Genomic DNA, 17789 nt, shown 5'->3' with positions numbered 1-17789 from the left:
AAACGTGAGTGGCTCGATCCGACAGCCGAATTCTGTAGCGTGCATCACACGGTTTTGGAAACAGTCCCCGCCTCTGTCTTTCGGCTGTCGGGTCACTTTGCTGCCGCGCTGCGCGCGATCAGCCGTTATCGCGAGAAACGAGTGTTCAAGGACCGCAGATGGCTGTGTTAGCAGAATTAACGGACACGATTAGCGTTGCAGCGGACGCCATTAGCACAAACTTCGAACTTCAACACCAAGATCAAATTCGACACCATTCGACAGGCGCACATGTAACGAGAGCGCCATCAACGACGTGTCCGGTGGCCGTACAGGGGAAACGGCGGGCACTGTCGATGGCGCGGTGACGACAGGGACAAATGCCTGCGCTTCACTCACCGGAACACGACGCGCCGAACCCGGGATGTCGATCGATACGCCGTCTATCACCAGCGGGTCCGGTCTAGTTGGCGTTTGCAGCGTATGCTGCTGATAGCGCGAGATCCAGCGACGCAACTGGTTCGGGTTGACGTCGTGATCCATGGCCATTCGGGCAATCGACACGCCCGGCTTCAGGCAAAGCTCGACCAGCTCTTGGACGGCAGCCTCATCAAATTCCCGCCGGCCATCCCGTCGGCGGCCGACCACCAGTCTGCTTCGAAGGTCCTGTTTCTCTGTCATCACGGTCTGAGTGCATGTGTCCACGCGGACACTTAGCATCTGACCTTCTGCCTACCATTGGTAGGGCGTCATTTATTGACGGCTTACCAAACTTCGAACTTCAACATCCATCGACGGGAAAGGTCGAGACCTTGTTCCGGCCGGTCGCCTTCGCGTAGTACAGCGCCTCGTCGGCCGCCTTGATCAGCGCACCCGGGTCTCCATCCTGACCGGGCGTCGAGCTCGCCATGCCGATGCTGGCGGTGACGCGCCCATATTCGCTGCCGACGTGCTCCAGTGCGAGGTCATCGATCGCCCCGCGAATGCGCTCGGCAATCTCGATCGCGCCCTGCGGGGGCGTATCGGGGAGCAACACCACAAATTCTTCTCCGCCGTAGCGGGCCGCTGTATCCGCTGGCCGGCGGATGTTTTCGCCAATGCAGCGCGCGACGGCCGCCAGCGCATCGTCGCCGGCTTGATGGCCATAGGTGTCGTTATAGGCCTTGAAGCGGTCAACATCGACGAACAGCAGCGAGAACACGGAGTGCGCGCGCTGCGCGCGGCGCCATTCGCGCTCCAGCACTTCGCCGAAGCTGCGGCGGTTATTCAAGCCCGTCAGCCCGTCTGTGCGGGCGAGCAGTACCAATTCCGATTCCGCGCGCATCCGGCGGCGCAGTTGCTTGCTGAGGACCATGGACAGCACAATGAACGCCGCACCGAACGTGCCCACCAGCGCACCGATTGCCGCGGCGCGCTGCCACCACGCCGCATAGATGTCCTGTTCAGCCTCCGCCACCATGATGATCAGCGGCAGCTCCGGTAGGTGTTTGAAGTAGTAGAGCCGGCGCACGCCGTCGATCGACGCGGTCTCTGAAAACACGCCCTCCCGAGCGGACATGAACCGTCGGAATGTCGACGCTTGGCTGATGTCGCGGCCGACGATGCCGTCCGTGAAGGGCTGACGCATCACCATGATGCCGTCCGTTCCGATCAGCGAGATCGAACCGTGCTGCCCGAGCGACAGGCCGGCAAACAAGTGGTGGAAGTATTCGAGGTTGAGGCCAATCAGCGCGATGCCGGCAAACGAGCCATCCGGATTCGAGATACGCCGCGACAGCGCCATGCTGGGCGTGCCGGCACTCAGCCGTGAGATGAACGGATCGCTGATATACAGTCCTACGTCAGCATTATCGCGATGGACCGTGAAGTACTTACGGTCCGCGAAATTGCCCTGGCGCGGCACATCGTGGGCCGAGTCCAGGACGATGTTGCCGTCGGCATCGAGCACCAGCTGCGAACCGATAAAGGCGGCACTCATCGCGTGATCGAATAGCACGGCACGCCGCAGCGCGGGCGCCGCGGCCATCACATCGGGCCGCTGCAGCCCGTGGGCAAGCGCCTGCAGCGACAGGTCGTACAGCTCGAAGTTGCGTTCGATGTCGCGCTCGGCCATCAGACCGAGATTGCGCGCGCTTTCGCTGGCGCGCTCCAGCGCGTCGTGGCGGCTTTGGAACAACTGCAACACGCATAGGCCCATCAGCGCGCAGGCGATCACGACGCCGATTGCCACGATCAGGTAGGGGGCTGTTGTTCGCCGGTGCATCGGTCGCCTCGCTGCATTTTTGGTGCGCCGGGCCCCGACGCCTGCTTTCCGGATACTAAAAAGCCGCGCTCGCCTTGGCAAGGGCCCATGCCGGTTCGTCGCGCCCCGGTCGGGACGGTTTGGGGGCGATCGGGAAATGGGTATTCGTACCTTTCGTGCATATTCTGGCGCTTTTGATCAGACATGCATTTCTGTTCAAATGTTTGCAAAATCGCGTGTTGAAAAGATGTCGCAGGGGCGCGGAGCCTTGTGGGATAAGGGGCTGCGGCGACTGACCACCAGATTTTGCACGAATCGGACGATTACTCCACGAAAGGCTGGCCGGTCCACTGCGACACCGGCGGAGGCCCGTCCTGCGCGGCAAAAAGCAATGAGATCGGATGCGTCAAATCATCGCGCGCGTCAATGAATATTCTCGCTTGTGTTTGACTCGAATCAATCCTGACGCAGTGTTTGCTATGATGCGGCGCGGCCGTTAAATTTTCGCCCGTTTCCGCTCCACTTGGCAGATCAAAAAGAAATCGATGTCCCGATATTTGAAGTTCGCAACCCGCAGCTTACGGGCGGCGGCGTCCATGGTTCTGACGCCCCTTGGGGTCATCGGTTGCACAGGGTTGCTGTGGCTGTGCACATGCTTGTTTTTTGCCGCGATGCTGCTCGAAGCTCGCGAAGACGCCTACGATGGCGAAGTGAGACACGCACGCCAGCTCGTGACCGCGCTCGAGCGCGACATTCTGCGAAGCATCGAGCTTTACGAGCTGTCAATGAGCGCCGCGGCACAGGGCGCCACCAATCCGCGCGTCATGTCGTTGTCCGAAATGCGGCGGCGTCTATCTCATCGTCGACGTCAAGGTGAAAAGCATGACCTTCGATGGCCGCCCGGTTGCGACAGAAGGCGACAAGACGGCGTGTGGCGCCTCGCTGATCGGATCGCAAGAGTCTCTGGACATGTCGAGCAGGTTTCGGCGCCGCTGGCGGCATTGGCGGCGGAATTCCCCAGGCAATGGCGTCGCCGTTGAGAACATAGCATTCGTGTTGTCAGGGCGCGCCAATGCAGTCAAAGGATGCGGTTGGACTCAACCATTAACGTCCTTTTTCGTCCACGGTCAAATTGTTTTTGACCGACGTAACGCCAGGAACACTCTCGGCAACTTTCCCTGCGAGATCGATCTGCGCTTGGTCCGGAGCCATTCCTACTAGCGTAATCTTGCCGCTACGAGCGACGGCATGAACATCAGTGGACTCCAAGCCCTTTTGTTTGTACAACGTCTTCTGAACTCGTTTCGCCAAATCCTTATTTGCTGCTCTAAGCCGAACGAGAGGGAGCTGTTGCTGAAGGTGCCGCGGTCGTCTCTTGTGCCTGAACAACAGGCACGATCGCAGCAATGGCACTGATGGCGGTCGCTGCGGCAACGTAGGTTTTCAAGGATTTCATCTCTAGTCCTTCGGGTGGGTGGAAAAACTGGGTGGGAGAAACTCGAAATGATCGATTGTCGATCAAAGTGCGGCGGGAAATGGGGCCAAACTTTGACGAGCAGTGGTCACGATGTCTGGCAATCAAATTATCAACTCTTCCTCGGCGGATGCGCACATTCAGGCACGCCGACACCTGTCAGGAATTTCGCCTGCTGAGGCCGACTGAGGGTAAGAGCTCCATGAACAACGCTGCTCAAGTATTCGTTGCAACTACAACAAACCGATCACAGGTTGAGATCCTTTTGCCCCCATACCTTGGCTCGCAGACTTCTAATCCTGGCGGGAACTGCCCTCGCCCTAGATCGAGAACTTGAATCGCATTTCTCACACGCGCTAATTCCTTCTCGACCGTGTAGTACCAGTTCATAGCCTCCCTGCGTGAATGCACGGATGATTGTGCACGTCGCTTACGGGATACGATTGATTTGACGCAAAGAGATCGACGGAGATCGCTCCCGCGGGAGCGATCTCGGATGCAGATTGTGGACCGCCCCCTTGCGTGGACATCTTCGGGCCTTAATTTACGGTAGCCGAGGAGGTTAATATGATCGGGACAAGTATTCCGGAATTCACGTCATTCCGTCATTGAGCATTGTCCTGCTATTGTCCAATCACTCTGTGGAGCGCGTTCAGCCATGCGATCGTCCAACAAATCAGACATCAATAGGCTTCGAACCAACCTGCGGGACGAGATGGACGGAGCCGCGCTATATGAAGCGCTTGCCGCCGCGGAACCAGACCCATTGCGCCGCGACGTATTTATGCAATTGGCCGAGGCCGAACATGAACACGCGGAAATATGGCGCGCCAAGCTACAGCACCGGGGTGTCGATGTAGCGACCACGAGGCCGACATTCAAAACCAGGGCATTGCGTATGCTTATACGCAGCTTCGGTCCGCGCTTTGTACTGCCGGCGCTCGCCGCCTCGGAGTTCGCCGACCGCGACAAATATGCCAGGCAGACCGATGCGGGGGCACTGTCCGCTGACGAATCCACACATGCGGCGGTGGTTGCCGCCGTCGCGCGGAGCAACCCTTCTGGTGGCGTGAAGGGCTCCGATATCGCGCGCGCGGAGTCATGGCATCGCGGCGCGTCAGGTAACGATTTGCGAGCGGCGGTCCTAGGTGCCAACGACGGCCTCGTGTCGAATTTTTGCCTCATCATGGGCATTGCCGGAGCGGGTGCCTCCAACAAGACAATCCTTCTGACGGGACTGGCTGGACTCATTGCAGGTGCATCTTCAATGGCACTTGGAGAATGGTTGTCGGTCACGAACGCGTACGAGCTCGCGCAAACCCAGATTGCGCGGGAAAACGAAGAACTCCAGAGAACGCCAAAGGCGGAATTGCGGGAACTCGCGCTTATCTATCAGGCAAAGGGGCTCGATAGAGATGATGCGCGTCGGGTGGCCGAGGAAATGATGCGCAATCGTGACAAGGCGCTCGATACGCTCACACGAGAAGAGCTGGGCCTCGACCCGGAGGAGCTGGGCGGAAATCCCTGGCGTGCCGCTGGCACGTCGTTCGGTTTGTTTGCTCTCGGAGCGATATTTCCTGCTGTCCCGTTTTTCTGGGCTCGCGGAGTGGTGGGTATCGGAATCAGTGTTTCACTCAGCGTGCTTTGCTTGGCCGTGATCGGCGTAGTGACATCGTTGTTCAACGGCCGCTCTTCGTGGTTTTCTGTAACCCGCCAGATCGTGATTGGTTGCGTCGCTGCCGGCTTCACGTATGGTGTCGGCGCGCTGCTCGGTGTGTCCATGTCGTGACACCCGACAGCTCAAAAAAAGCGGGGCGTTCTTCGTTTCTATTATAGAAAAGTTGTGGTATTTTTATTCTAGAGCCGAGAGGAGCACGGAACATGGGATATGTCTGCCAAAAGCGTGACGCTTGGGCGAAGATCGTCGCGACGCTTGACAGACCTAACGACGTGGACCGTTTTACGCCAATAGGTCAAATAGTAGGCAAGAATCTTGGTGCGACCGAGCAGTTCAATACAAAAGGATCAGTTACGTACGACGTAATGCGCGTAGTAAAGATCGTTGACAGGCCGTCTCAAGGAACACTGTTGGTCTCGTGGAGCGACGCACAAAAATGTGTCTACCTCGAGCAAACCTGGAAATTGCGGGTGGCGAATAAACGTGGGCGCTGTGTTCTCAGTGGGCGAGAAATCCAGATCGGCTCGAGCGTATTCGTGCCGTTTTGCCGCCCCCGGCCACTTAATGCTGGGGCGATGATAATAGAAGAAGTGGCACCGATATTTTTCCATGCTAGCAAAGCGTAGGCTCACGCCAAAGCGTCCAAACCGGGCTCGACTCGCGGGGCTTGAAGTCTGCGAACTATTTTCCCGTCAGTCGGCTGTATGCTCCGCGATCCTATGTGAGGCTAGTCCAATTCCGACGCACAATGCGGTCCGATGGGACGCAGAATTCCGACAGTACGTTTTTTGATTTAAACCACGTACGCCGGAAAAAATGCGGCGTTGTGAGAACGTCACGGGCACCTGTGTCCGACGGCTTTCAGTCGTCAGCGATGTTGGCATCGCCCTGCGACTGGGCGTTTGGGCGACGGCTACGTACTCTTCGGCAGATCTCTAAACGCGGTTCTGTACCCGAGATAGCGAGACGCGGGGCGTTGGCCAAAGGTGTTGACGGATCTCGTTAGGCGGCAGGTCGATGCTGACACAATTGACGGCATGGGTGCTACGCGCAATCGCTGCGTTGTTGCCCATTATCGACCACGCCCGAGCGACAATTTCGCCAGTAGCAGCTGAAGATTCATTGGTTTCGGCAGGTGATCGTCAAACCCGGCCGCGTTCGCTGCGTCTCGATCTTGAATCGAAGCGAGGCCTGTGAGCGCTAGAGCGTAGATGCGTCGCCGGTTCCCTTCTTGCTGCCGGATGCGGCGCAGCAGCGTGTGACCGTCCGCGCCCGGCATGGCAAGGTCGGTTATAAGAATGTCGAACGAGCCGGCCTCAAGACAGTTGAGTGCATCTGCTGCGCCGGTCGCAGTGTGGACTTGCGCACCTAGGTTGCGCAGCAAGTGAGCCAACACCTCTTGTGCCGCCACGTCATCGTCGACCAGCAGAAACGACAGGCCATCCAGCAGTGCCGAGCCGCTTGAGGCAGGAGCAGTAAATTCTTGATCCACAGATGTTTCGTGCATCAGCGGCAAGCGCACTGTAAATCGAGCGCCACGCTCTTCGCCACCACTGCTGGCCGTCACCGTGCCTCCATGCGCGATGACGAGATACTTGACGATTGATAGCCCCCCTTTCGCAATTCAAAACGGCTATCATATTTGTGATGCAACTAGAGGAGGGAAGCATGCCCACATACAAGGAGTTGAAAGCCCAAATGGATGCGCTGGCCGAAAAAGCGGAAGCTGCCCGCGTAGCTGAGTTCCAAGCCGTCGTTGACGACATCCGCTGCAAGATCGCAGAGTACGGTATTACCGAGAAGGATATCTTCGGCACGCGCCGCGGTCGTCCTGCAAAGCAGGCGACCGTGCAACCTGAAGCAAAGTATCGCGATCCGAAGACCGGCGCGACCTGGTCAGGCCGTGGACGTGCGCCGGCATGGATCAGAGACGCTAAGAATCGCAATCGCTTTCTGATTCAACAATGATCCTACAGATCGTACCGCTCATAAGGTGGAGCGGACTATCTCATTAATTCGGATACTCCCCCCACGCGACTACCCTCACTACGTCCCGACGATATTGCGCCGCCACTTCTGCGTCGATTGACCATCGTCGCTCGGGTGGCTGCAGGGAGTGGGTCGGAGCGGCGCCGTACCTCCAGCCTTTATGCTGTCGGCTGAGCGTGCCGCTGGAAATGGGAATACGGGAAAGAATGGACGCCGTCTGTGGTGTGGCGAGACGACGGCGTACCGGACACCCGGACGCTTCTCGTGCAGTAGATGCGGACCCTGACGGCGCAACTCTTTCATCAATCGAAGCATTTCGTTCGCTTCCACCCAGAGATCGCCGTAGTGATTGCGTCTGGCGAAACCGGGAATAGCGTGAGGCCCTATGGGATAATACTTTGGTTCGAAGACGACCAATCCTGACCGAAACCGCCCTCGAGATTCGTCAAGGATTTGATCCACCTAGCGCACGTGGTTCAATTGTTTCTCACTCGTGTGCTACGAGTTCATCCCATTTTATGGCTAATGCAGTGAGGATGGCGCACGACGCTCACGTGACGCGAATGATTGGCCGAAAGATCGACTCCGCGAGGTCATCTGGAGCTACGGGCCGAAAGGCTGGCTGAAAGCCGACGCGCTCAGTCTGGATCGACAATTTGATGCTCGAGTGCGTACCGAATCAATGCGGCTTCGGTGCGGACTTCAAGTTTTTTAAGTAGACGTGCTTTATATGTACTGACGGTCTTTGCGTTGATGCCCAGACGGCTAGCAATTTCCGATATACCGTTGCCGCATGCCAGTCCTTCGAGTACGGCCTTCTCTCGGGCAGTCAGGCGCGCGTGCAACTGCGCGTCGGGAGAAATATCAATCGTCTGGACCATGCGCTCCGCGACTTGTGCGCTCATGTACCTATGCCCAGCGAGCACCGAGTGCACCGCTCGGACCAATTCGGCCGCCGGGCTGCCTTTCGTGACGAAGCCGGATGCGCCGGCACTAAACACCGACTTTGCATAAGTCGGCTCGGCCGTGCTGCATAGTGCAAGAACTCGCATCATTGGGGTGCAGGATACGACTTGGCTGATCAATTCGGTCGAGCGAGCACCTATACTAATGAGGTCGACGATCGCAATGTCGAATGTTTCATCTCTGACTGTCGCAATCAGTGCATTTCCATCAGGCAACTCGCGAGCGACTTGGTACTCCCCAGTTTCTTGAAGGATGTACCGAATTCCGTCACGCGTGATCGCATGACGTTCCGCGAGAAGTACCTTCTTCATGCTCAATCCTCGTTGCCTTTTATCGGACGCGAGCTGCAACCCAACACGTCAGCTATATTCACCGTGCAATGGCGGCATACAGCGTCTTATGGCCTCAGCTTGATAAAGAGAACTCGCATATGTAACATGCCACCGCATAAAGCGTGCCGCGATTGAACTTTAGATGCTGCGTTTGACAAATGTCAACATAATTCGGCTGGCACGTCGGTTAAGTTCTAGCTCAGACGCTCTGTTTTTCGACTGCGGCGAGACGCGCTTAACGATCACGCTCGGGATCGCGAGTGTGTGCGAGCCGGCTGGCCGAGCCGATGGTGGGATTAGTAGCCTGCCGCGCCGGATTAGACGTTGGAGACATAGTCGGCGCATACGTGGGAGGCGCTCCGCTCGGCTCGGGTGATGCAGCAGAAATGTGCCGGCCGTCGTATCGGCAATGGCCCGGTGGAGAACGAGGTTCCGCAATGAGACTGGCCGATCAAACGGACCCTTCGGCGATCCGTTGTCATCATGGCGACGTGCTGTCGCGATTATCCTAGTGCTATTGTGGCAGCGTGGTGGCGTGAGCCCAACGCTCACCGGACAGACGTGCTGCCCGGTCTCCGACGGCTGTCACCGAAGATGTTGCAGCGCTGTCCACTCATCTCGTTCTTCGAAATAGCGTGATGCCCCGCTGGCTTCTGCACCCCGGGGCTATTTCAAGGGCAACCCAGAACGTTGACGCGCTGGTCGGGTCTGCTGCAGATGGCGATCACGGCGTCGAGTGTGAGCCGCCGCGGAGCAGGAATGGACGTTGAGTAATTTGTGTCCGTCGCCGTTGTTTTGGAACTTGCGGTTTATGGATACAGATGAGTAGAATCACCACACAGCCATGACAACAGGCGTTGCGAACAATGCTGAGAAGACTCGCAGGAGCCATACTGTTGTGCGCCGTTCCCTCCTGCTTTGTCTTCGGGCAGGATAGACCCACGGAACGCGCGCCGGACACCATGCAAGCACGGGTGCTTGCATGTGCGGCGTGCCATGGCAAAGCCGGGGAGGGGACCAATAACGATTACTTTCCCCGTCTGGCGGGTAAGCCTTCCGGCTATTTGTTCAATCAGCTCAAGGCATTCCGCGATGGCCAGCGCCAGTACCCGCCAATGAACTATCTCTTGGCGTATCTACCGGACGCCTATCTAAGAAAGATAGCCGATTTCTTCGCGGCCCAGCATCCGCCGTACCCGCCTGCCACAGCCCCTGCCGTCAGCGCGGAACTACTGCGGCGCGGCAAGCAACTCGTGAATGACGGCGACCGTACGCGCAACATCCCGGCTTGTGCTGCTTGTCACGGCGCATCGCTTACGGGTATGGAGCCGGCCATTCCTGGGTTGCTCGGCCTCCATGCGCAATATATCAGTGCCCAACTCGGCGCCTGGCGCTACGGAACGCGAGTTTCGACAGCACCAGACTGTATGCACGACATCGCCTCGCGTCTTGGTAACGACGACATCACTGCCGTCGCTGCCTGGCTCTCGTCATTGCCCGGTGCGGCGAACTCGGCGCCTGCGACTGCGGGAAGCGTGAAGTTGCCGATTGCTTGCGGGAGCGTACCTCAATGACGGAGCTCACGGTGCGTACCAGGTCTTTCCGGTTCAGTCGTTCGTTCGGTTCACTTCCGGTTAGCCGGATGAGCAAGGCGCTACGCGTTTGCTTGACCACCATCGCCGCCTCTGCGGCCTTGATAATCGCCCCCCCGAGGCTCGCGGTGGCGCAAGACGGTTCCGCCAAGGTGGACGTCATCAAGCGAGGTGAATATCTTGCGCGTGCCGGCGACTGTATAGCATGCCATACGCAACCCAGCGACAAACTCTTCGCGGGCGGTCGCGCGATGCCCACTCCGTTCGGGACGTTGTACTCACCGAATATCACACCAGACGCCGAAACCGGGATCGGCCGATGGAGTTCCGACGAGTTCTACGCGATGATGCACACGGGACGTTCCCGCGATGGCTCCATCCTGTATCCCGCCATGCCCTACGCTGCATACACGAAGGTCACACGCGAAGATAGCGATGCCATCTACGCTTACCTGATGTCCGTGCCGCCCGTCAGGCGGCCGAATCGTCCGCACGATATGAGGTTTCCGTACAACAATCGCGAGTTACTGCTTGGCTGGCGAACGCTGTATTTTCGTGAGGGTGTATACAAGCCCGATCACGAGAAGTCCGTTGAATGGAATCGTGGCGCATATCTCGTACAAGGCCTCGGCCACTGCTCGATGTGCCATACCGCGATAAACGCGTTGGGGGGCAGTTCGGAGTCGAAGGCGTTTGAAGGTGGCCTCATCCCAATGCAGGACTGGTACGCACCATCGCTCACGTCTAGTCGAGAAGCGGGCCTCGGCGCGTGGAGCATTGCAGACATTACGGACCTGCTGCAAAAGGGCGTGTCGCGGCGGGGCGCTGTCTACGGTCCGATGGCCGAAGTTGTGTACGACAGCCTTCAGTACCTTTCAGACGACGACGTCCGGGCGATGGCGGTCTATCTGAAATCACTGCCGCAGCACGGTGGCGAGGGAGCCGCCGAACCCACTTCATCAATGTCACGCGATGAGCGAAATCGACTCTTCAGGGTGGGCAGCAAGATTTACGATTCACAGTGCGCCACTTGCCACGGCAAGAACGGGGAGGGCAAGCTACCCGATTTCCCGCCGCTCGCGAACAATCAGTCTATCCAGATGGTGTCCGCCGTGAATCCGATACGGATGGTGCTCAATGGCGGGTATGCGCCGGGCACTGCGAAGAACCCCATGCCTTACGGCATGCCGCCCTTCGCTCAATCGATGTCCGACGACGAGGTGGCTGCGGTCGTTACGTTCATCCGCACTGCATGGGGTAACCGCGGCATGCCTGTGTCAGCCAAAGATGCCAACGCATTGCGTTCGGCACCGCTGTACTGAGGGGAACTCATGAGCGACTCAACTGAGGACGGAATACCCCAAGCGCCGATCGCCCGGCGTCTATCGGACGACGAGCAGCACGTCGATGACATCGTGCGCATGGGACCGAAGGGGGCACTTGCGCTGGCCGGGATCGCGACGTTTATCGTGATCGCAATGTGGTTTGCGTTCTACTTTCTGGTGTTTTTGCCTCGCGGCGTTATCCAGTAAATCCGAGCCCATGTCGAACACCCAAAACACGCCTCCGACGGCGCCGGCGAATCATGCCGACAGCCATGCAATAGCAGTCCGTACTGAGCGGCGCTGGGCCATGTTCTCGGTGGCGTTTGTACTGCTGCTTGTCGCAATAGTGGTCTTCACCGGTTTGCACTGGGCAATGATGCCCCCGTCGCGAGTAGAAACCATCGATCCGACCACGCTGCACGTGTCCGGAGAATTTATAGAAGGCAATCTCGGAACCGCACGCGAGGCGGACGGTTCGGTGACGGTACGCGTGGTCGCGCAGCAGTATTCATTCACGCCGCAATGTATTCTCGTGCCGGCCCGTACTCCTGTCACATTCAGGATCACGAGCGCGGATGTCGTTCACGGTTTCCTGATCGCGAATACAAACATTAACTCGATGGTCGAGCCGGGCTACATCTCCACGTTCCGCAGTACGTTCAACGAGCCGGGAGACCACTTGATGCCATGTCATGAGTATTGCGGGACAGGGCATGAGGGCATGTGGGCAAATGTGAAGGTGATCGAGGCCGCCGAATTCGACAAACTTGCGGCCGGTGCACGGAGGCTCAGCTGTGTTAAATAACCGACGACTCGTGCTCGCACATTTCTGGTTCGCTTTCGCGACCTTCGGGGTGGCATTGCTGTTGGGCGCCTGGCAAATGTACGTGCGCAGTCCGCTGCATGCTTGGTTGTCCGCGCCTGAGCTGTATTACCGTTCGGTGACGGCGCACGGCTCCGTGATGGCATACGTATTTCCGACACTGATCGCTATGGGGTTCGGCTATGCGATCACCGAGCTCTCGCTTGCGCAGCGGCTGGTCGGTAAGCGGTGGGCATGGGCCGGCTGGTGGCTCGTAGCGGTAGGCTCGATTGTGGCGATGGTGCCGGTATCTATGGGGCGTGCCTCGGTGCTTTACACGTTTTATCCGCCCATGATCGGCAACCCCTTCTATTACATTGGCGTGGTACTCGTGGTGGTCGGATCATGGATTTGGGTGGCACTCATGTCCGTGAACCTGCATGTCTGGAAGAAGGCGAATCCAGGTACGCCTGTGCCGCTGCCCATGTTCGCGAACGTCGCGGGCTCGTACCTGTGGGCATGGACGGCGGTGGGCGCCGCCATCGAAATCCTGTTTCAGATTCTGCCGGTCGCGCTGGGTCTCAAATCCACCATCGATTCGGGCCTCGCGCGCGTATTCTTTTCATGGACGCTGCACGCCATCGTCTATTTTTGGCTGATGCCGGCCTATATCGCGTACTACACGCTCGTGCCGCGCGCCGTGGGGGGCCGGCTCTACAGCGATGAGATGGCGCGCATCTCGTTCATCCTCTTTCTCGTGGTCGCGATGCCGATCGGCATTCACCATTTGTTCGCGGACCCTCAAGTGGGATCGGGCTTCAAGTTCCTGCAGTCCGTGTTCACGGCGCTCGTCGCGGTGCCCACGCTGCTCACCGTCTTCACGATCTGCGCGTCCGTGGAAATTGCAGGCCGACTGCGCGGCGGCAAGGGCGCGTTTGGCTGGATACGCGCGCTGCCGTGGCACGAGCCGATGATGCTGGCTGTGGCGTTCTCGTTCGTGATGCTGGGCTTCGGTGGCGCCGGCGGCCTTATCAACATGAGCTACCAGCTCGACTCGACGATCCATAACACGCAATGGATCACGGGGCACTTCCACCTGATTTTCGGCGGCGCCATCGTCATCATGTACTTCGCGATTGCCTACGAACTATGGCCGCAACTCACAGGGCGCTCGCTTAGGAGCGTGCGGCTCATTCGATGGCAGCTCTGGACGTGGTTTGTCGGGATGATCGTTACGACGTTCCCGTGGCACTATGCCGGCATCCTCGGTATGCCGCGTCGCATGGCATTTTTCGACTACAGCGACCCCGCGATTGCGCCCGAGGCTATCACCGTTGTGCTCTCGTTCGTCGGTGCTCTGATTCTGGTCGCTTCGGCGGTGTTGTTCTTTATCGTGCTTGCAAGGGGGCACCGGGGCGCAATTGAACCCGCGCGTCGCTTCGAATTTAGCGTGGCAGTGCATCCTCCTCGTACCCTCCCGGTTGCGCTCAATAGCTTCGGACTCTGGATCGCGCTGATGATCGGACTTACCGTAGTGAACTATGGCTACCCGATTGCGCAGTTGTTGGCGCTCCCTCAGACTTCCGTGCCGGCCGTCTGGATCGGAGGGCAGCGATGAGGACACCACCGTCACCCGAAGCGCGCCTGTTCTCGCTGCGCAACCGTTGGTTCACCGTGAGCGTAGGGCTGACAGTCGCAGTTGCCGGCGTCTCGGCCCTGATAGGGTTCGTGTGGTTACCGTCGGCCCAGACCGACCCGCAGTTCAAAGGACTGTGGAACGCGATCTGTAGCGCGGCCGGGGTGCCGCAGCAATGGCTCGTCTCGCAGCCCGTGGTTTCGTCCACGAAGACAAGCACGGCAGTGCTTACTCCGCAGACCTTCGCGGGAACGGATGGACTTTCGATTGGACGCGGTGCGACGCTCTCACTGCGATGCACGATGTGTCATGGGCCGCAGGGACTTAGCTTCGCAAACTCACCGAATCTCGCAGGGCAGTACGAAAGTGTTGTGTATAAGCAGTTGAAAGATTTCCAGAGCGGAGCCCGCACGAACGCCGTGATGACCCCCATGGCTACGAATTTGAGCGATCAGGACATGAAGGACTTGGCGGCATATTACGCCTCGCTGCCTCGCGTTCGGGTCGGCGCGTCTGCAGTGCCTGCACCCGCTATCGTTGCGACGGGTTCCCCAATGCGGAATATTGCTCCCTGTGCCTCTTGTCACGGAGCCGCTGAAAACAAGCTAGGTGCGCCGTGGTTGGAGGGTGAGCCGCTCGTCTACATACGCCAGCAACTATTGGCGTTTGCAGGAGGGGAACGACATAACGATACCAGCGAGCAAATGCGCAACGTTGCGAGAAATATGACTCGCGACGAGATCGAAGCGGCCGCCAAGTTCTACTCCGGTCAACCATAACGGAAAACTGCATCTCGCACTCGTGCGATTGAGTCACGGGGAGATGCTGCCTCGGAAGTTCGTAAAGGCGCGGGCCATTTTCCGTCCGACAAGGCCGTGCTCAAACTAATCTGGCCGCAACTGCGTAACGTCGTCGTCAAGAGGCGCCCCCGTGATTAGCAGAGCCTCTGACTCAGTTCGCGCTCCGTTGCCACGAACGGCTCAACACTTCGAATTCTGAATTTCGATCGCCTCATACACGGCGGTCTCAAGAGTCAAGTGCAACGTTTAGCCAATCCGGCGGCAGCCAACTCCATGGCCATGGCTTCTTCCGGCGTTTTCCAGCCGAGCGTCTGACATGGGCGCCCATTCATTAATTTGGCGATGTCGTTCAACTGCATCTGGGTGATGCCCGATAGGTCCATGCCCTTGGGCAGAAACTGACGCAATAGCCCGTTGGTGTGTTGATGTCCACGCAGAACTGACCCACCTGAGGCTGTAGTTTTCATCGAATTTTGACCCACGTGATTGAATGCCCTGCTCAATCTTTGAGCAGGGGATACAGAGGTGATCACGGTGGGCATATTGGCCAAGATCAGGCGGATGTATTTCCGCGAGAAGGTCCCGCTGCGCGAGATTGCGAGGCGCACGGGCCTGTCCCGGAACACGGTGCGCAGCTGGCTTCGGCAAACGGATGCCGTTGAGCCGAAGTACCCGAAGCGCGTCAGCCCGAGCGTCGTCGACGAGTGGGCCGCGCAACTGACGGGCTGGCTGCGGGCAGACAGTCATCGCCCGAAGCGTGACCGGCGCACGGCCCGGTTCATGTTCGAGGCCATCCGCGGCGAGGGCTACGCCGGCAGCTACGGCCGCGTCAGCGCCTTCGTGAGACGCTGGCACGAGGAGCAGGCTGAAGCCCCGCGCAGGAAGGCCTATGTACCGCTGGCCTTCGAACCCGGCGAAGCCTTCCAGTTTGACTGGAGCTGCGAATACGCCTTCATCGGCGGGTTGCGGCGACGCCTGGAGGTCGCCCACGTCAAGCTCAATGCCAGCCGGGCGTTCTGGCTGGTCGCCTATCCGACCCAGAGTCACGAGATGCTGTTCGATGCGCACGCCCGCGCATTCGCCGCGTTCGGCGGCGTGCCGCGCCGCGGCATCTACGACAACATGAAGACCGCCGTGGACAAGGTCGGCCGCGGCAAGGAGCGCGCGGTCAACGCCCGCTTCGAGGCAATGTGCGGCCATTACCTGTTCGAGCCGGAATTCTGCAACCGTGCCGCCGGCTGGGAGAAGGGCATCGTTGAGAAGAACGTGCAGGACCGGCGCCGCCAGATCTGGCACGAGGCTGCGCTACGACGCTGGGAAACGCTGGAGCTTCTGAACGAATGGGTCGCGGGCCAGTGTCGTCAGGCCTGGCAGATGCGGCACCCGCAGTGGCCCGAGCTGACGGTCGAGGACGTGCTGCAGGACGAGCGCACCAGGCTGATGCCCAATCCACGCCCGTTCGACGGCTATGTCGAGCAGACGCTGCGGGTGTCGTCGACCAGCCTCATCCACTTTCAGCGCAACCGCTACAGCGTGCCCACCGAGTATACGAACCAGCTGGTGAGCGTGCGCTGCTATCCGGCATATCTCAGCGTCGTCGCCGACGCCCAGGAGATCGCACGCCACGAACGCAGCTTCGAGCGGCACATGACCTTCTACGACTGGCGCCATTACATCACGCTGGTTGAGCGCAAACCCGGCGCGTTGCGCAACGGCGCTCCGTTCGTCACGATGCCACAGCCGCTGCAGCAGTTGCAGCGACACCTACTGAAGCACCCGGGAGGCGATCGCATCATGACGCAGGTGCTCGCCGCGGTGCGCGAACACGGACTCGATGCCGTGCTGCTTGCTGTGCAGGCAGCGCTGGACTCGGGACGCCCCAGTGGGGAGCACGTTCTGAACGTGCTGAGCCGGTTGAAGGCGCCCACCACGAGTACCAACCTCGCGACGACGAAACTCCAGCTTACCGAAGAGCCGGCTGCCGACGTGAGCCGCTACGAAACCCTGCGCGCCAACCCACCGGAGGACCGTCATGTCTAACGACATCGCCGCCCAGCTTAAGGGGCTCAAACTGCATGGCATGGCGAGCACCTGGCCAGAGCTGCTGGCGCAGTCGCGTCACACGGAGTTCGACCCGGAGCGCTTCATGAAGCAGCTGCTGATGGCTGAGACGGCGGAGCGACAGGTGCGCTCGATCGCCTATCAGATGACCGCCGCTCGCTTCCCGGCTCACCGCGACCTGAAGGGCTTCGACTTCGCGCAGGCGCACGTCGACGAAGCGCTGGTTCGAGAACTCAGTGACCTGTCGTTCCTCGCAAGCGCACACAACGTCGTGTTCATCGGTGGCCCCGGCACCGGCAAAACGCACCTCGCCTCAGCGATCGGAATTGAGGCCGTGCAGCGCCACGGCAAGCGCGTGCGCTACTTCTCGACCGTCGAGCTGACCAACGCACTGGAGCAGGAGAAGTCCATCGGCAAACAAGGCCAGATCGCCCATAAGCTGATGTTCGTCGACCTGGTAATCCTCGACGAACTGGGCTACCTGCCGTTCAGCCAGACCGGTGGCGCATTGCTGTTCCACTTGCTCTCGAAGCTGTATGAACACACGAGTGTCGTGATCACCACCAACCTCAGCTTCGGCGAGTGGGCGACCGTGTTCGGGGACGCAAAGATGACGACGGCGCTGCTGGACCGCGTCACCCATCACTGCCACATCGTCGAAACGGGCAATGAATCCTGGCGCTTCAAGTCCAGTTCTGCCAAGGCGAAGGCAACCAGAAAGAGAGCAGCAAAAGCCGCAGGCAGTGAGGAGTTATCCACACCGGAATAGATGTACTACGCTGTCTCGGGGTGGGTCAGATTTAGATGAAAACGGTGGGTCAAGATTCGGTGGAAATCAACAGCATAAATCCGTCTGGGGTGGGGGCTATGCCGTCCTGGACGTCTTTTGTGCAACAAAGCCTCGGGAATAGCG

At 59.1% G+C, this 17789-nt stretch carries 16 protein-coding genes and 2 pseudogenes; 12 read left to right on the top strand and 6 right to left on the bottom strand.

What is annotated here, in order from left to right; translation table 11 throughout:
• Positions 1-210 precede the first annotated feature (210 nt).
• Both BST28156_RS29530 and BST28156_RS29525 read right to left on the bottom strand, forming a co-directional pair.
• Positions 211-660 carry a transposase gene (locus BST28156_RS29530; RefSeq protein ID WP_226092321.1) on the bottom strand — a complete coding sequence of 150 codons (450 nt, stop codon included), beginning with the start codon at positions 658-660 and terminating at the stop codon, positions 211-213.
• Between the two features lie 100 nt (positions 661-760).
• Complete coding sequence (locus tag BST28156_RS29525; protein WP_060082254.1) at positions 761-2242, bottom strand: sensor domain-containing diguanylate cyclase; 1482 nt, start codon at positions 2240-2242, stop codon at positions 761-763.
• An 810-nt stretch (positions 2243-3052) separates the two neighbouring features.
• Here BST28156_RS29525 and BST28156_RS29520 point away from each other — a divergent pair.
• Positions 3053-3184 (top strand): annotated as a pseudogene (locus BST28156_RS29520) (PAAR domain-containing protein); the annotation flags it as partial.
• Between the two features lie 141 nt (positions 3185-3325).
• Here BST28156_RS29520 and BST28156_RS29515 read toward each other — a convergent pair.
• Positions 3326-3634, bottom strand: a complete 309-nt coding sequence (locus BST28156_RS29515; RefSeq protein ID WP_230943057.1) for a BON domain-containing protein — start codon at positions 3632-3634, stop codon at positions 3326-3328.
• A 776-nt stretch (positions 3635-4410) separates the two neighbouring features.
• Here BST28156_RS29515 and BST28156_RS29510 point away from each other — a divergent pair.
• Together BST28156_RS29510 and BST28156_RS35130 are read left to right on the top strand one after the other, a co-directional pair.
• On the top strand, positions 4411-5484 hold the full coding sequence (locus BST28156_RS29510; RefSeq protein ID WP_011880234.1) for a VIT1/CCC1 transporter family protein: 1074 nt from the start codon (positions 4411-4413) through the stop codon (positions 5482-5484).
• A gap of 92 nt (positions 5485-5576) precedes the next feature.
• Positions 5577-5999, top strand: coding sequence for a DUF3331 domain-containing protein (locus tag BST28156_RS35130; protein ID WP_081061553.1), 423 nt, complete (start codon positions 5577-5579; stop codon positions 5997-5999).
• Positions 6000-6445: 446 nt separating this feature from the next.
• On the opposite strand, the gene BST28156_RS29500 is transcribed toward BST28156_RS35130, so the two are convergent.
• Positions 6446-6940, bottom strand: coding sequence for a response regulator (locus BST28156_RS29500; RefSeq protein ID WP_012218130.1), 495 nt, complete (start codon positions 6938-6940; stop codon positions 6446-6448).
• A 101-nt stretch (positions 6941-7041) separates the two neighbouring features.
• Here BST28156_RS29500 and BST28156_RS29495 point away from each other — a divergent pair, with 101 nt between their 5' ends.
• Complete coding sequence (locus BST28156_RS29495) at positions 7042-7341, top strand: H-NS histone family protein (RefSeq protein ID WP_011880236.1); 300 nt, start codon at positions 7042-7044, stop codon at positions 7339-7341.
• A 659-nt stretch (positions 7342-8000) separates the two neighbouring features.
• Here the strand turns inward: BST28156_RS29495 and BST28156_RS29490 are convergent.
• Positions 8001-8639 (bottom strand): LuxR C-terminal-related transcriptional regulator, encoded by a 639-nt coding sequence (locus BST28156_RS29490; RefSeq protein WP_011880238.1) that lies wholly within the window; start codon positions 8637-8639, stop codon positions 8001-8003.
• 887 nt (positions 8640-9526) lie between these two features.
• On the opposite strand from BST28156_RS29490, the gene BST28156_RS29485 reads away from it, so the two are divergent.
• The 6 genes from BST28156_RS29485 (at position 9527) to BST28156_RS29460 (ending at position 14794) form a co-directional block, all read left to right on the top strand.
• Positions 9527-10234 (top strand): c-type cytochrome, encoded by a 708-nt coding sequence (locus BST28156_RS29485; protein WP_007182916.1) that lies wholly within the window; start codon positions 9527-9529, stop codon positions 10232-10234.
• 68 nt (positions 10235-10302) lie between these two features.
• Entirely contained in the window at positions 10303-11574 is a 1272-nt protein-coding gene (locus BST28156_RS29480) for a c-type cytochrome (RefSeq protein WP_012464891.1), read from the top strand.
• 9 nt (positions 11575-11583) lie between these two features.
• On the top strand, positions 11584-11784 hold the full coding sequence (locus tag BST28156_RS29475) for a hypothetical protein (RefSeq protein ID WP_007182914.1): 201 nt from the start codon (positions 11584-11586) through the stop codon (positions 11782-11784).
• A gap of 100 nt (positions 11785-11884) precedes the next feature.
• Complete coding sequence (locus BST28156_RS29470) at positions 11885-12382, top strand: cupredoxin domain-containing protein (protein WP_007182913.1); 498 nt, start codon at positions 11885-11887, stop codon at positions 12380-12382.
• Positions 12372-13997 (top strand): b(o/a)3-type cytochrome-c oxidase subunit 1, encoded by a 1626-nt coding sequence (locus BST28156_RS29465; RefSeq protein ID WP_011880241.1) that lies wholly within the window; start codon positions 12372-12374, stop codon positions 13995-13997. Before BST28156_RS29470 ends, BST28156_RS29465 begins: the two co-directional genes overlap by 11 nt.
• Positions 13994-14794 (top strand): c-type cytochrome, encoded by an 801-nt coding sequence (locus BST28156_RS29460; RefSeq protein ID WP_007182911.1) that lies wholly within the window; start codon positions 13994-13996, stop codon positions 14792-14794. Before BST28156_RS29465 ends, BST28156_RS29460 begins: the two co-directional genes overlap by 4 nt.
• A gap of 254 nt (positions 14795-15048) precedes the next feature.
• Here the strand turns inward: BST28156_RS29460 and BST28156_RS29455 are convergent.
• Positions 15049-15243, bottom strand: a pseudogene (locus tag BST28156_RS29455) (IS30 family transposase); the annotation flags it as partial.
• 133 nt (positions 15244-15376) lie between these two features.
• On the opposite strand from BST28156_RS29455, the gene istA reads away from it, so the two are divergent.
• Both istA and istB read left to right on the top strand, forming a co-directional pair.
• Positions 15377-16855, top strand: a complete 1479-nt coding sequence (gene istA, locus BST28156_RS29450) for an IS21 family transposase (protein ID WP_233621336.1) — start codon at positions 15377-15379, stop codon at positions 16853-16855.
• Positions 16848-17645, top strand: coding sequence for an IS21-like element helper ATPase IstB (gene istB, locus BST28156_RS29445; RefSeq protein WP_060081749.1), 798 nt, complete (start codon positions 16848-16850; stop codon positions 17643-17645). Before istA ends, istB begins: the two co-directional genes overlap by 8 nt.
• Positions 17646-17789 lie beyond the last annotated feature (144 nt).

Origin of the sequence: Burkholderia pseudomultivorans (genome assembly GCF_902499075.1) — a bacterium.
GTDB classification, from domain to species: domain Bacteria; phylum Pseudomonadota; class Gammaproteobacteria; order Burkholderiales; family Burkholderiaceae; genus Burkholderia; species Burkholderia pseudomultivorans.
The sequence above is the reverse complement of the archived record's forward strand: the minus strand, read 5'-3'. Positions and strand labels throughout refer to the sequence as shown.

Bases quoted from the DNA above. Each gene is read 5' to 3' on its own strand.
- BST28156_RS29530 (WP_226092321.1), bottom strand. From the start codon at position 660: ATGACAGAGAAACAGGACCTTCGAAGCAGACTGGTGGTCGGCCGCCGA.
- BST28156_RS29525 (WP_060082254.1), bottom strand. From the start codon at position 2,242: ATGCACCGGCGAACAACAGCCCCCTACCTGATCGTGGCAATCGGCGTC.
- BST28156_RS29510 (WP_011880234.1), top strand. From the start codon at position 4,411: ATGGACGGAGCCGCGCTATATGAAGCGCTTGCCGCCGCGGAACCAGAC.
- BST28156_RS35130 (WP_081061553.1), top strand. From the start codon at position 5,577: ATGGGATATGTCTGCCAAAAGCGTGACGCTTGGGCGAAGATCGTCGCG.
- BST28156_RS29495 (WP_011880236.1), top strand. From the start codon at position 7,042: ATGCCCACATACAAGGAGTTGAAAGCCCAAATGGATGCGCTGGCCGAA.
- BST28156_RS29490 (WP_011880238.1), bottom strand. From the start codon at position 8,639: ATGAAGAAGGTACTTCTCGCGGAACGTCATGCGATCACGCGTGACGGA.
- BST28156_RS29485 (WP_007182916.1), top strand. From the start codon at position 9,527: ATGCTGAGAAGACTCGCAGGAGCCATACTGTTGTGCGCCGTTCCCTCC.
- BST28156_RS29480 (WP_012464891.1), top strand. From the start codon at position 10,303: ATGAGCAAGGCGCTACGCGTTTGCTTGACCACCATCGCCGCCTCTGCG.
- BST28156_RS29475 (WP_007182914.1), top strand. From the start codon at position 11,584: ATGAGCGACTCAACTGAGGACGGAATACCCCAAGCGCCGATCGCCCGG.
- BST28156_RS29470 (WP_007182913.1), top strand. From the start codon at position 11,885: ATGTTCTCGGTGGCGTTTGTACTGCTGCTTGTCGCAATAGTGGTCTTC.
- BST28156_RS29460 (WP_007182911.1), top strand. From the start codon at position 13,994: ATGAGGACACCACCGTCACCCGAAGCGCGCCTGTTCTCGCTGCGCAAC.
- istA (WP_233621336.1), top strand. From the start codon at position 15,377: ATGTATTTCCGCGAGAAGGTCCCGCTGCGCGAGATTGCGAGGCGCACG.
- istB (WP_060081749.1), top strand. From the start codon at position 16,848: ATGTCTAACGACATCGCCGCCCAGCTTAAGGGGCTCAAACTGCATGGC.